Origin of the sequence: Streptomyces sp. CA-288835 (genome assembly GCF_050936385.1) — a bacterium.
Taxonomy (GTDB): Bacteria; Actinomycetota; Actinomycetes; order Streptomycetales; family Streptomycetaceae; genus Streptomyces.
In genome coordinates, this window is record NZ_JBNJMW010000001.1 from 8,421,693 (window position 1) to 8,435,002 (window position 13,310).

Below are 13,310 nucleotides of genomic sequence, written 5' to 3' on the forward strand. Positions count from 1 at the left end.
TCGACCTGCTCTTTCTGCTGGACTCGTGAACTGGCCACATGGTACGTATGACGGACGGGGTTATACGTACAACGTCAGCTGTTACCGGCTACGAGAAGGGCGTGACATGGCCGCGCGCTACCTGGAGATCCTCAGAACGAGGCATGCAGCCCGGCTGCTGGCCGGAACACTTGTGGGGCGGCTGCCGAACGCCGTGGCCCCGATCGCCGTCCTGCTGTTCGTCCGCGCCGAGGGCGGCAGCTACACCCTCGCCGGCACACTGGCCGCGGCGTACGGGGTGTCGAATGCCGTCGGGCAGCCGGTGCTCGGGCGTCTTGTGGACCTCTACGGGCAGCCGCGTGTGCAATTGCCCGCCGCGCTCGTCTCCGCGCTCGGTATGTCGGGGTTCGCCTTCACGGGCATCGAGGCGCTGGCGCTTGCATACGTCCTGATGGTCGTCGCCGGGTTCTTCACGCCGCCTCTGGAGGGTGGTCTGCGGGCGCTGTGGCCCTCGGTCCTGCGTCGGGAGGACCAGGTGCACACGGCGTATGCGATGGATGCCGTCGCGCAGGAAGTGATGTTCACCGTGGGGCCGTTGCTGGTCACGCTGTGCGTGTCGCTGTGGTCGGCGCAGGCCGCGCTGCTTGTGCTGAATGTCATAGGCGTGCTGGGGGCGCTCTCCGTGGTGGTGTCGCGGCCTTCGCGCGCGTGGCGTTCGGCGCCGCGTGAGGCGCACTGGCTCGGTGCCTTGCGCTCGGCCGGGCTGCTGGCTCTGCTCGGCGCGTTGCTCTTCGTTGGGATGGCGCTGGGTTCGATCAACGTGGCGGCGATGTCGTACGCGGATGACAACGGCGGGGATGTGACGTACGGCTGGCTGATGGCGGCCATCGGACTCGGCGCGCTCGTCGGGGGCACCGTCTACGGGGCGCGGCAGTGGAGCGGTGCGCCGGGGCGGCGGCTGCAGGTGCTTGTGGCGCTTCTGGCGGTGTTCTACCTGCCTCTGCTGCTGACAGCGGGTCCGGTCGCCATGGCGGCGCTGATCGGGCTCTCCGGGCTGTTTCTCGCGCCCAGCATCGCCTGCTCGTTCGTCCTGGTCGATCGGCATGCGCCGAGGGGCACCGTCACCGAGGCGTTCTCCTGGCTTGTGACGACGTTCACGGTGGGGATGTCGGTCGGGACGGGTGTCGCGGGGCCGGTCGTCGAGTGGGGCGGGGCGGTGTGGGGTTTCGCACTGCCGGGTGCCGCGGGGGCCGTGGCGCTGGCTGTTCTGCTGGCCACGGGGCGGGTCCTCGCAGCTGCGGGCAGCGTCACGGTGGTTGAAGTCGCATCGGAAAATGATCGAAACGGTGCAGCCGAACCTCGTTTCAGCACAGGGCATCAGGCGTAATGTTCAGTCATGGACCGCCGCATTTTCGGGCTGGAGAACGAGTACGGCGTCACGTGTACGTTCAGGGGACAGCGCCGCCTGTCTCCCGACGAGGTGGCGCGGTACCTCTTCCGCCGTGTCGTGTCATGGGGCCGCAGCAGCAATGTCTTTCTGCGAAACGGCGCCCGCCTGTATCTCGACGTGGGGTCACATCCGGAATACGCCACACCGGAATGTGACAACGTGACAGAACTGGTCACCCACGACAAGGCCGGCGAGCGCATTCTGGAAGGACTCCTGGTAGACGCCGAACGACGCCTGCACGAGGAAGGAATCGCGGGCGACGTCTACCTCTTCAAGAACAACACCGACTCGGCGGGCAACTCCTACGGCTGCCACGAGAACTATCTGGTGGCCCGCCACGGGGAGTTCTCCCGGCTCGCGGACATCCTCATCCCGTTCCTCGTCACCAGGCAGCTTCTCTGCGGTGCCGGCAAGGTGCTGCAGACCCCGCGTGGCGCGGTGTACTGCGTCAGCCAGCGGGCCGAGCACATCTGGGAGGGCGTCTCCTCGGCGACGACGCGTTCCCGGCCGATCATCAACACGCGTGACGAACCCCACGCGGACGCCGAGCGCTACCGTCGCCTGCACGTCATCGTGGGCGACTCGAACATGTCCGAGACGACCATGCTCCTCAAGGTCGGCGCCACCGATCTCGTACTGCGCATGATCGAGGCGGGCACGGTGATGCGGGATCTGACCCTGGAGAACCCGATCCGGGCGATCCGCGAGGTCAGCCATGACATCACGGGCCGCCGCAAGGTGCGCCTGGCCAGCGGCCGCGAGGCCTCCGCTCTGGAAGTGCAGCGCGAGTACTACGAGAAGGCCGTGGACTTCTGCGAGCGGCGCGGCATCCGCACCGGCACCGTCGAGCAGGTGCTGGAGCTGTGGGGCCGCACGCTGGACTCGATCGAGTCCGAGGACCTCGACCGGATCGGTACCGAGATCGACTGGGTGATGAAGTACAAGCTCATCGAGCGGTACCGCGCCAAGCACAACATGACGATGTCGCATCCGCGGGTCGCGCAGATAGACCTCGCGTATCACGACATCCACCGTCGGCGGGGGCTGTACTACCTGCTGGAGAAGAAGGGGCAGGCCGCCCGGATCTGCAATGACCTGAGGATCTTCGAGGGCAAGTCGGTGCCGCCGCAGACCACCCGGGCGCGGCTGCGCGGCGACTTCATCCGGCGGGCGCAGGAGCAGCGGCGGGACTTCACCGTCGACTGGGTCCACCTCAAGCTGAACGACCAGGCACAGCGCACGGTGTTGTGCAAGGACCCGTTCCGTTCCGTCGACGACCGGGTGGAGAAGCTCATCGCCGGAATGTGAGCCGTCAGGCCAGGCCGATCACTTCCAGTCGCTTTTGCGGAACGCAACACAGGGCGCCGTACGTTCTTCGTACGGCGCCCTGCTCAAGTCGTAGAGTTGCGCGCACGCCCACCGCAAGATCGACCGATACGAGGCCCCCACCGTGCGCCGACGCTCACTCCTCATTGCCGCTCCCGCCGGACTGCTCACGCTTGCCGGCTGCGGTGGCGACGAAACGGCCGACAAGGACAAGGCCAGTAAAAGTACGTCTCCCTCGGCGTCCCCTTCGGCCAGTGCGCCCCCGCCGCCGAAGCTCGTCGACGGGCCGCTGCCGGCCATCACCGCCGGTGCGAAGCTCGACGAGAAGCCGACCGTCGCCAAGGGCAGCGGTGATCCGTCGAAGGACCTCGCGGTCAAGACGGTCGTGGCGGGCAACGGCAAGACGCTGGCCGAGGGCGACTTCGTGCAGTTGAACTACCTGGCCCAGGTCTGGACCACGGCGAAGGTCTTCGACAACTCCTTCGACCGCAAGGCGCCCATCGTCGTCCGGCTGGCTCAGGGCCAGGTCATGGACGGCTGGCGCTATGCCCTGATGGGCAAGAAGACCGGCAGCCGCGTTCTGATGGCCGTGCCGCCGGCCTGGGGCTTCGGTGCGCAGGGCAACGCCCAGGCGGGCGTCAAGGGCACCGACACCCTGGTCTGTGTCCTCGACGTCAAGGACACCTTCAACGCGAAGAGCTCCGCCAAGGGCTCCGAGGTCGCGCAGTCCAACATCGATCTGCCGAAGGTCGGCACAAACACCGACGGCAAGGCCCCCTCCATCGAGGTGCCGAAGAAGGACGCGCCGACGAAGCTCGTCGCGAACTACATCCTGGAGGGCGACGGCGAGGAGCTCGCGGCGAGCGACAGCGTGCTCGTGCAGTACAAGGGGGTGCTCTGGGCCGACGGCAAGGAGTTCGACTCCTCGTACAGCAGGCAGGAGCTCACCTCGTTCTCCCTGCAGCAGGTCGTCAAGGGCTGGGCGCAGGGCCTGACGGGCAAGAAGGTCGGCAGCCGCGTACTGGTCGTCGTGCCGCCGAAGCTCGGGTACGGCGACAAGCCGCCGCAGGGGAGCACCATCAAGAAGGACTCGGTGCTGGTTTTCTCGGTCGACATCCTCGCGAAGATGTGAGGCGTGCGGGGATGTAAGACTGTCGGGGTTGTCCCCAGTTGCCTTTCGCACACAGCAGGAGCCGAAACGTGAGCATCGAGAAGCCGGAGATCGACTTCCCCGAAGGCCCGCCCCCCGCGGAGCTCGAGATCAAGGACATCTGGGAGGGCGAGGGGCCGATCGCGAAGGCCGGTGACTTCGTCAAGGTCCACTATGTGGGCGTGGCCTACTCCAGCGGCGAGGAGTTCGACGCCTCCTGGAACCGCGGTACGCCGCTGGAGTTCCAGCTCGGCGTCGGCCAGGTCATCTCCGGCTGGGACCAGGGCGTGCAGGGCATGAAGGTCGGCGGGCGCCGTCAGCTGACGATCCCCTCCCACCTCGCGTACGGCGATCGCGGTGCCGGTGGCGGCCGTATCGCCCCGGGCGAGACGCTGATCTTCGTCTGCGACCTGGTCGCGGTCTGAGCCTCGCGGCCTGATCTTCGTCGGCTGATCTTGGCGGGGTCCGTCCGCGGAGGGCTCGCGGCCCGGTCTTCGTACGCCGTCTGATCGTGGTCCGACCGGACCCGATCACCTGGGGCCCATGCCTGTCAGGCATGGGCCCTCGGCTTTTGCCACGACACTCCGGAGCGGTACGGTCATCGATCGGAAGCACCATAGGGAAGGGCGTCGATGGCCATTGCCAAGGCCGAGCGGCTGATGAACCTGGCGCTGTGTCTGCTCGGGACGCGGCGGCCGCTCAGCAAGCGCGAGTTGCGCGATTCCATCGAGGCTTACGTGGAGGCCTTCAGGCCGGGCAACGGCGCGGTCGGCTCGGAGGACTCCTTCAACCGGATGTTCGAGCGCGACAAGGACGATCTGCGCGAGCTCGGCCTGGTCATCGAGACAGTGGAGAGCCTGGACGGCGAGGTCGGCTATCTCGCCCGCCGGGACAGCAACCGGCTGCCGCCCATCACCCTCGACGCCGAGGAGGCCGCCGCCCTGGGCCTGGTCGCCAAGGTCTGGCAGCAGGCCCGCCTCGCGGGCGCGGCCAGCGGCGCCCTGCAGAAGCTGCGCGCGGCCGGACTGCCCGAGGACGTCGACCCGTACGAGGCCCATGGCGCCCTGGAACCGCACATCCCCGTGCACGAGGCGGCCTTCGAACCGCTGATGCTCGCCTGCCGCGACCGCCGCCCCGTCGCCTTCGACTACCGCAAGGCCACCGCCGCCCACCCCGAACCCCGCATCGTCGAGCCCTGGGCGCTGGAGTGCTGGCGCGGCCACTGGTACCTGGCCGGCTGGGACCGCGACCGGGGCGCCGAGCGCGTCTTCAGGCTGTCGCGGATCACCGGCAAGGTCCGTACCCGCAGCGGGAAGTTCACGGCCGAGGTGCCCGACGTCGTCACCGTGCGGGAGACCGTCGCGAGCTGGGCCGGAGAGACCGCCGACCGCTCAGCGCTGATACGGCTGCGCAGCGGGGCGGGCTATCCGCTGCGCGCGAAGGCCGTCTCCGTACGGGAACTGGGCGACGGCTGGGACGAGTTGGAGATTCCGTACGGGCATGGCCTGGACGCCTGGCTCGTGGAGTTCGGGCCCGATGTGGTGGTCCTGGAACCGGCCGAGCTGCGGTCTGATGTCGTGGACCGGCTGCGCGCCGTGGCCAAGGGCTGAGGGGGCGTAGGAGAAGTGGCGGGAAAACCGGTCAGGCCAGTGAGTGCCATCGACCAGACGCGGCGGATGCTGTCCCTGGTGACGTATCTGCGGGAGCGTCCCGGTGCGCGCGTCAGTGATGTCGCGCGGGCCTTCGGGATCACCGAGGACGAGCTGATCTCCGACCTCGATGTGCTGCCGCTGTGCGGGACCAGCTTCCGCGGCGGCGATCTGCTGGACATCGACACCGACGGCGACCGCATCTGGTGGCGCAACCCGGGTGCCCTGGGCGCGGAGGCGGCCGAGCCGCTGCGGATCGCCGCCGACGAGGCGACCGCGCTGCTGGTGGCCGCCCGGGCCGTGGCGACGCTGCCCGGACTGCGTGAGAGCGACCGGCAGGCACTGCTGCGGGCCACCGCCAAGGTGGAGGCCGCGGCCGGCGAGACGGCGGGCGCCAGCGCCCGGCTTTCGGTGACGTTCGAGTCGGAGGGCGGGGTCTTCGCGGACGTCGACCGGGCGATCTCCGAGCGGCGTCGGCTGTGGATCCGCTACTACTCGCCCGGCCGCGACGAGCTCACCGAGCGCGAGATCGACCCGATCCGCCTGGTCAGCGTCGGCCACACGTACGTGGAGGCCTGGTGCCGCCGCTCCGAGGCGCGGCGCACCTTCCGGCTCGACCGGGTCGCGGAGATCCGCATCCTGGACGAGCCGTCCGCGCCGCCCGAGATCGAACTGCGGGACCTCTCCGAGGGGCTGGTGCAGCCCGCCGCCGAGGACCCCGAGGTGGTCGTCGAGGTCGGCCCGGGCGGGCGCTGGGTCGCCGAGTACTACCCGCACGACAGCGCCGATGAACTCCCCGACGGCGGGCTCCGTATCACCCTGCGTGCCGCCGATCCCGCCACACTGCGCCGCCTCGCGCTGCGGCTCGGGCGGGACGGCCGGATCGTCTCACCGCGCGAGCTCGCGGACAGCGCCCGGCAGGCGGCACGCGAGGCGCTCGCGGCGTACGACGAGGCGAGTGTGGGGGAGGGTGTCCCCGAGACGCCGCACGGAGTTCAGGACGGGCTGTACGGCAGGCAGGAGCAAGGGCTGTGAGCAGGTCGGCGATGTCTGGTACGCAAGGAATGTCTGTGACGTCCGCGTTCTCGGGCATGACGAGAGTGGATCCCGTGGTGTTCAAGGCCGCCTGCCCCGACTGCCGCGCCCACTTCGAACTCTCCGCCAACGCCCTGCGTTTGGCGATCGGCGCCACACCCAAGACGACCTTCTACTCCTTCACCTGCCCGGAGTGCGAGGCGGCGGTGCGCAAGCCGGCCGGTGAGCGGATCGTGGAACTCCTCACCGGCGGGGGAGTGCGGACCCTGCGGCTGCACTCCACCGTCTAGGCTCGGCGCATGTTCTGGCCGATGCTCGCGATCGCTGTGGGGTTCCTGGGAATCGCCGTACTGGGCGTGCTCGCCGTCCGGGTCTTCCTGGAGGCTGAGCGCTTGGGCAGGCAGGTCAGCGACTCCGCGGAGCGGATCGGTCGTGCGGCGGAGGACCTGGAGCGGGCGTCCGCGACAGCCGCACGCTCTGTCGATGCGCTGTGAGTCGCCTCAACAGGGCGCTTTGAGTCATTCTGACCTGTCAACTTCCCAGCATCGCCAGGTACGCTGCTGGACGCGGCCCCGAGAACGAGGCGCGGGCCGCAGACCGGGAGTACGCACAGGGATTGCCTCGCGTTCACCCCTGCGCGTTACGATCGCTGTCAGCACGATCCTCGGACAGGTGTCCGACGGGTCGGACGGCAACCCCGCCCCAGCCGCCTCGGTGAGAAGGTAAAGACATATGTTCGGAAGGCTCGGAGCCCCCGAGATCATTCTCATCCTCGTCGTCATCATCCTGCTGTTCGGCGCGAAGAAGCTTCCGGACATGGCTCGCTCGCTGGGCAAGTCCGCCCGCATCCTCAAGAGCGAGGCCAAGGCGATGAAGACCGAGGGCAAGGACGACAGCGCCACCCCGGCAGGTCCGCCGCACGACGACCAGCAGCCCCCGGCCCAGCGCACCATCCAGGCCGCGCCCGGCGATGTGACCAGCTCCCGCCCGGTCACCGAGCCGACGGACACGACCAAGCGCTGACGCAGGGCCGGTGACCTCCGGCCCACTGCACGAGATGGGAACGTGGGTTGCTCAAGTCTGCCCGCAAGAAGGAAGAGAAGGATCCCGAGGGGCGGATGCCCCTCGTGGAACACCTTCGCGAGCTCCGCAACCGGCTTGCGAAGGGTCTGCTGGCCATCTTCCTTGTGACGATCGTCGCCGCCTTCTTCTACAACGACATCATCAACTTCATCACCGAGCCGATCCTTAGTTCGGTCGGCTGTGAGAAGTCGTTCGAGGAACTGGCGAATTCGGACAAGGAACAGTGTGCGCGGATCACGATCAACGGTCTACTCACCGCCTTCACGCTGGCCCTGAAGGTCTCCCTGATGGCCGGTGTCGTGCTGGCCTCGCCGGTCTGGCTCTACCAGCTCTGGGCCTTCGTCGCGCCGGGTCTGCACAAGAACGAGAAGAAGTACGCGTACGCGTTCGTCGGCACGGGCGCCCCGCTCTTCCTCGGCGGTGCCTACTTCGCCTACCGGGTGCTGCCCACCACGGCGGAGGTGCTGCTGGGCTTCACACCGGAAAACATCAACAACTTCCTGCCCTTGGACGACCTGCTCGACCTCGTCCTGCGCATGGTGCTCGTCTTCGGCCTCTCCTTCGAGCTGCCGCTGCTCCTGGTGATGCTCAACATGACCGGAGCGATTTCCGGAAAGCGCATGGCCGGCTGGTGGCGTGCCATGATCATGGGCATCACGGTGTTCGCCGCGATCGCCACGCCGAGCACGGACCCGCTGACGATGCTGGCACTGGCCGGGCCGATCTGGATCCTGTACTTCCTGGCGACCGGCTTCTCACTGCTGAACGACCGCCGCCGTGCCCGCCGCGAGGCCATGGGCCCGGACGACGACGAAGCCTCCGAACTCGACCTCACCCCCGAGGACATCGGCGAGATCGAATCCGTCTCGGCCCCCCGCGCACTGCCGGCGCAGACGGACACCGACCGCCAGCGCGAACCGGACCGGGTCAACGGCTACGACGACGTGACCTGACGGACACGCACCAGGACCGGCCTCGCGCCCCTGAACTGGGTGGATTCCCCGTGCGCGGGGCCGGATCCGGATATTGATCGTCCTGTTGTCAGTGGCTGACGGTACGCTCGAAAGCACGATGACAGAGGATCTCTCACCGGCCGAGCGGTACGAGGCAGCGCGGCGGCGCGCTGTTGAGCAGGCCACCGCGCTCGCGTCCTTCCGCGAGATGTACGAATTCGGCCTCGACCCCTTCCAGATCGAGGCCTGCCAGGCACTCGAGGCGGGCAAGGGTGTGCTGGTTGCCGCGCCCACCGGTTCGGGCAAGACGATCGTGGGCGAGTTCGCCGTCCATCTCGCCCTCCAGCAGGGCAAGAAGTGCTTCTACACCACGCCCATCAAGGCGCTTTCGAACCAGAAGTACACCGATCTGGCGCGGCGTTACGGCGCCGAGAAGGTAGGCCTGCTCACCGGCGACAACAGCGTCAACGCCGACGCCCCGGTGGTCGTGATGACCACCGAGGTGCTGCGCAACATGCTCTACGCGGGCTCGCAGACCCTCCTCGGCCTGGGCTATGTCGTCATGGACGAGGTGCACTACCTCTCCGACCGCTTCCGTGGCGCCGTCTGGGAGGAAGTGATCATCCACCTCCCCGAGTCGGTGACGCTGGTGTCGCTCTCGGCGACGGTGTCGAACGCCGAGGAGTTCGGCGACTGGCTCGACACCGTCCGCGGCCACACCGAAGTGATCGTCTCCGAGCACCGGCCCGTCCCGCTGTTCCAGCACGTACTGGCCGGACGCCGTATCTACGACCTCTTCGAGGAGGGCGAGGGCCAGAAGAAGGCCGTCAACCCCGACCTCACCCGCCTGGCCCGCATGGAGGCGACCCGGCCCTCGTACCAGGACCGCAGACGGGGCCGCAATATGCGCGAGGCCGACCGGGAGCGCGAGCGGCGGCAGAGATCGCGCGTATGGACACCGGGCCGCCCCGAAGTCATCGAACGGCTCGACGCCGAGGGGCTGTTGCCCGCCATCACGTTCATCTTCAGCCGAGCCGCCTGCGAAGCCGCCGTCCAGCAGTGTCTGTACGCGGGCCTGAGGCTGAACGACGACGAGGCACGGCACAAGGTCCGCGCTCTCGTCGAGGGACGCACGTCTTCGATACCGGCCGAGGACCTCCACGTCCTCGGCTACTACGAGTGGCTGGAAGGCCTGGAGCGCGGCATCGCGGCCCATCACGCGGGCATGCTGCCGACGTTCAAGGAGGTCGTCGAGGAGTTGTTCGTACGCGGCCTGGTCAAGGCCGTGTTCGCCACCGAGACCCTCGCCCTCGGTATCAACATGCCCGCCCGTTCGGTGGTGTTGGAGAAGCTCGTCAAGTGGAACGGTGAGCAGCACGCCGACATCACCCCCGGCGAGTACACCCAGCTGACCGGCCGCGCAGGCCGCCGTGGTATCGATGTCGAGGGCCACGCCGTCGTGCTGTGGCAGCGCGGCATGAGCCCCGAACACCTCGCAGGCCTCGCCGGCACCCGCACCTATCCGCTGCGGTCCAGCTTCAAGCCGTCGTACAACATGGCGGTGAACCTCGTCGAGCAGTTCGGCCGGCACCGCTCGCGCGAACTCCTGGAGACGTCCTTCGCGCAGTTCCAGGCCGACAAGTCGGTCGTCGGGATCTCCCGGCAGGTGCAGCGCAACGAAGAGGGCCTTGAGGGCTATAAGGCCTCCATGACCTGCCACTTGGGCGACTTCGACGAGTACGCGCGACTGCGTCGCGAACTCAAGGACCGCGAGACCGAGCTGGCCAAGCAGGGTGCGGCGCAGCGGCGAGCGGAAGCGGCCGTGGCGCTGGAAAAGCTCAAGCCCGGCGATGTGATCCACGTGCCGACCGGCAAGTTCGCGGGGCTGGCGCTGGTGCTGGACCCGGGGCTGCCCGCCGGGCGGTCCAACGGCCACCGCGGATTCGAGCACCACGACGGGCCGCGGCCCCTGGTCCTCACCGCCGAGCGGCAGGTCAAGCGCCTCGCCTCGATCGACTTCCCGGTGCCCGTCGAGGCGCTGGAGCGGATGCGCATCCCGAAGTCGTTCAACCCGCGCTCTCCGCAGTCCCGCCGCGATCTCGCCTCCGCGCTGCGTACGAAGGCCGGGCACATCGTTCCCGACCGGCATCGCAAGCGGCGCTCCGAGGCCGTGGACGACCGGGAGATCGCCCGGCTGCGGACCGCGCTGAAAGCACACCCCTGCCATGGGTGCAACGACCGTGAGGACCACGCCCGTTGGGCCGAGCGCTATCACCGGCTGCTGCGCGACACCTCGCAGCTGGAGCGGCGCATCGAGGGGCGGACGAACACCATCGCCCGTACCTTCGACCGCATCGTCGCCCTCCTGACCGAGCTCGACTATCTGCGCGGCGACGAGGTCACCGAACACGGCAAGCGGCTCGCCCGGCTCTACGGAGAGCTGGACCTGCTCGCCAGCGAATGCCTGCGCGCCGGCGTCTGGGAGGGCCTCGCCCCGGCCGAACTGGCCGCATGCGTCTCGGCGTTGGTGTACGAGGCCAGGGTCGGCGACGACGCGCTGGCACCGAAGCTGCCGTCCGGCAAGGCCAAGGCCGCGCTCGGTGAGATGGTCCGCATCTGGGGCCGCCTGGACGCCCTGGAGGAGGAGTTCCGGATCAGCCAGACCGAGGGCGTCGGCCAGCGCGAGCCGGACCTGGGCTTCGCCTGGGCGGCGTACGAATGGGCCTCCGGCAAGGGGCTCGACGAGGTGCTCCGCGAGGCCGAGATGCCCGCCGGTGACTTTGTGCGCTGGTGCAAGCAGGTCATCGACGTACTCGGCCAGATATCGGCGGCGGCGCCGGTGTCCGGCACCAAGGGGTCCACCGTGGCGAAGAACGCGCGGAAGGCTGTGGACGGGCTGCTGCGGGGGGTCGTCGCCTACTCGTCGGTGGGGTGAGCGGGCGTTCGTCTGCCGGCACCGCCTCCCTCGTATCAGTCGCTGAGCGACTCCAGGTACGCGCGCCAGCCCCCGTACTCCGTGATGTCCCGTGCATCGTCGAGTGCGCCCGGCTCGCACAGGAATCCGGGTACGTCGCTGCCGTCGGCCAGCGTCACCCGGCCCAGCGTCATCGGCCGGGGCAGCGCGGCGGTGAGGCGGCCGAGGCCCTCGGCGGGCAGTCGCCAGACCTCGGCCTCGATCGCGGCTCCGTTCGCGCCGACGTGGACCAGGCCAGGCTTGGGCGGCTCGGTGGTCAGAGCGTGCATCCGGTAGACGGGCGCGGTCTTGGTCGTACGTTCCAGCTGGGCGCCCAGGGCGAGGAGCTGGCCGTTCAGAGGCTGGTCCGACAGATGTGCGCCGAGCACGGCGAGCCGGACGGGCGGCACTTCCAGGATTCGGGCTATGCGGGCGAGACGTTCATCGGTGAACGCGGGGCCGATCAGCATGACGCCGAAGGGGAGCCCCGCCACCTGGCCCGCGGGGACGGCGACTGCGGCCAGGTCGAAGAGGTTGGTGGAGTTGGTGAAGCGGCCGAGGCGGGCGTTCGTGCCCAGCGGGTCGGCGGCTACCTCGGCGAGGGTGGGATGACCCGGCGTGGTCGGCAGCAGCAGGGCGTCCGCGTTGCCGAGTGACTCCAGCGCGCGGGTGCGCAGGGCTGCCAGGCGGTCCTGGTCGGCGAAGAGCTGGTGGGCCGGGATGTCCCGGGCCCGCGTGATGATTCCGGCGACCGTGGGATCGAGGCCGTGGCCTCCCTCGGAGAGCAACTTGTCGACGAAGCTTCCTACGGCTGTGTAGCGCTCGGCCACGAAGGCGCCTTCGTAGAGCATCGTGGCGGCCTCCGTGAAGGGGGCGAGATCCATGGTGCGCAACTCGGCGCCTGCGGCACGTAGTTGGGTCACCGCTTCCTCATATGCCCCGAGCCAGCCCTCGTCCATTTCACCGAGCTGGTCCTGGGATGGGACAGCTATGCGCCAGGGGCCAGGAGTGCGCTGGGGGAGTGCGGGGAGTTCTCGGTCGGGTGGGGAGGCCATGTGCGTCAGGGCCTCTTCCGCCTCCGGGAGAGTGCGGGCGAAGACCGTTACACAGTCCAGGGAGGCACAGGCCGGGACCACGCCCTGCGTGGGGACGAGGCCTCGGGTGGGTTTCAGGCCGACGATGCCGTTGAATGCGGCGGGGACGCGTCCGCTGCCCGCGGTGTCCGTGCCCAGCGCGAAGTCGACGATGCCGAGCGCTACCGCTACGGCTGAGCCGGAGCTGGAGCCGCCGCTGATTCTCTGCGGGTCGATGGCGCCCCGCACGGCGCCGTGGGGGGAGCGGGTGCCTACGAGGCCTGTGGCGAACTGGTCCAGGTTCGTGGTGCCGAGGGCGATTGCACCTGCCGCGCGTAGGCGGGCGACCGCCGGGGCGTCTGCCTCCGGCTGGTACGCGTAGGAAGGGCAGCCGGCGGTTGTGGGGAGGCCTGCTACGTCGATGTTGCCCTTTGCTGCGAACAGGCGCCCTGCGAGGGGGAGGTGTTCGCCTGCGGCGAGGCGGGTGTCGATGGCTCGGGCTTCGGCCTCGACCTCTGCCTGGGAGCGCAGGTCGATCCAGATCTCGGGGCGGTCCACCGTCTTGATGCGGGCGTAGGCCAATTGGACTCGGGTGACGAAGGAGGGCGACATCTGTGCTCCTTGCTGAGGGTTTCGTTGTCGGCTGCGGCCCGGTGGCC

12 protein-coding genes are annotated in these 13,310 nt (G+C 68.8%); 11 read left to right on the forward strand and 1 reads right to left on the reverse strand.

Annotated elements, in window-relative coordinates:
- The first annotated feature begins 106 nt into the window (after positions 1 to 106).
- The 11 genes from ACQEVY_RS38045 (at position 107) to ACQEVY_RS38095 (ending at position 11,560) form a co-directional block, all read left to right on the forward strand.
- On the forward strand, positions 107 to 1,366 hold the full coding sequence (locus tag ACQEVY_RS38045) for an MFS transporter (RefSeq protein ID WP_432954222.1): 1,260 nt from the start codon (positions 107 to 109) through the stop codon (positions 1,364 to 1,366).
- A gap of 9 nt (positions 1,367 to 1,375) precedes the next feature.
- Positions 1,376 to 2,737 (forward strand): Pup--protein ligase, encoded by a 1,362-nt coding sequence (gene pafA / locus ACQEVY_RS38050; RefSeq protein ID WP_328772786.1) that lies wholly within the window; start codon positions 1,376 to 1,378, stop codon positions 2,735 to 2,737.
- A 142-nt stretch (positions 2,738 to 2,879) separates the two neighbouring features.
- Positions 2,880 to 3,887, forward strand: coding sequence for an FKBP-type peptidyl-prolyl cis-trans isomerase (locus tag ACQEVY_RS38055; protein ID WP_432954224.1), 1,008 nt, complete (start codon positions 2,880 to 2,882; stop codon positions 3,885 to 3,887).
- A 68-nt stretch (positions 3,888 to 3,955) separates the two neighbouring features.
- A complete protein-coding gene (locus ACQEVY_RS38060) occupies positions 3,956 to 4,330 on the forward strand; it encodes an FKBP-type peptidyl-prolyl cis-trans isomerase (RefSeq protein ID WP_432954225.1) in 375 nt (124 codons plus the stop codon).
- Between the two features lie 207 nt (positions 4,331 to 4,537).
- Complete coding sequence (locus ACQEVY_RS38065; RefSeq protein ID WP_432954227.1) at positions 4,538 to 5,515, forward strand: helix-turn-helix transcriptional regulator; 978 nt, start codon at positions 4,538 to 4,540, stop codon at positions 5,513 to 5,515.
- Positions 5,516 to 5,530: 15 nt separating this feature from the next.
- Entirely contained in the window at positions 5,531 to 6,589 is a 1,059-nt protein-coding gene (locus ACQEVY_RS38070; protein ID WP_432954228.1) for a helix-turn-helix transcriptional regulator, read from the forward strand.
- 11 nt (positions 6,590 to 6,600) lie between these two features.
- Positions 6,601 to 6,879, forward strand: coding sequence for a hypothetical protein (locus ACQEVY_RS38075; protein WP_165344545.1), 279 nt, complete (start codon positions 6,601 to 6,603; stop codon positions 6,877 to 6,879).
- A gap of 9 nt (positions 6,880 to 6,888) precedes the next feature.
- A complete protein-coding gene (locus ACQEVY_RS38080) occupies positions 6,889 to 7,083 on the forward strand; it encodes a hypothetical protein (RefSeq protein ID WP_432954230.1) in 195 nt (64 codons plus the stop codon).
- 238 nt (positions 7,084 to 7,321) lie between these two features.
- Complete coding sequence (tatA, locus tag ACQEVY_RS38085) at positions 7,322 to 7,612, forward strand: Sec-independent protein translocase subunit TatA (protein ID WP_165261740.1); 291 nt, start codon at positions 7,322 to 7,324, stop codon at positions 7,610 to 7,612.
- A gap of 47 nt (positions 7,613 to 7,659) precedes the next feature.
- A complete protein-coding gene (tatC, locus tag ACQEVY_RS38090) occupies positions 7,660 to 8,625 on the forward strand; it encodes a twin-arginine translocase subunit TatC (RefSeq protein ID WP_432954231.1) in 966 nt (321 codons plus the stop codon).
- Positions 8,626 to 8,698: 73 nt separating this feature from the next.
- Positions 8,699 to 11,560, forward strand: coding sequence for a DEAD/DEAH box helicase (locus tag ACQEVY_RS38095; protein ID WP_432954233.1), 2,862 nt, complete (start codon positions 8,699 to 8,701; stop codon positions 11,558 to 11,560).
- A 35-nt stretch (positions 11,561 to 11,595) separates the two neighbouring features.
- On the opposite strand, the gene atzF is transcribed toward ACQEVY_RS38095, so the two are convergent.
- Positions 11,596 to 13,263, reverse strand: coding sequence for an allophanate hydrolase (atzF, locus tag ACQEVY_RS38100; RefSeq protein WP_432954235.1), 1,668 nt, complete (start codon positions 13,261 to 13,263; stop codon positions 11,596 to 11,598).
- Between the last annotated feature and the right edge of the window lie 47 nt (positions 13,264 to 13,310).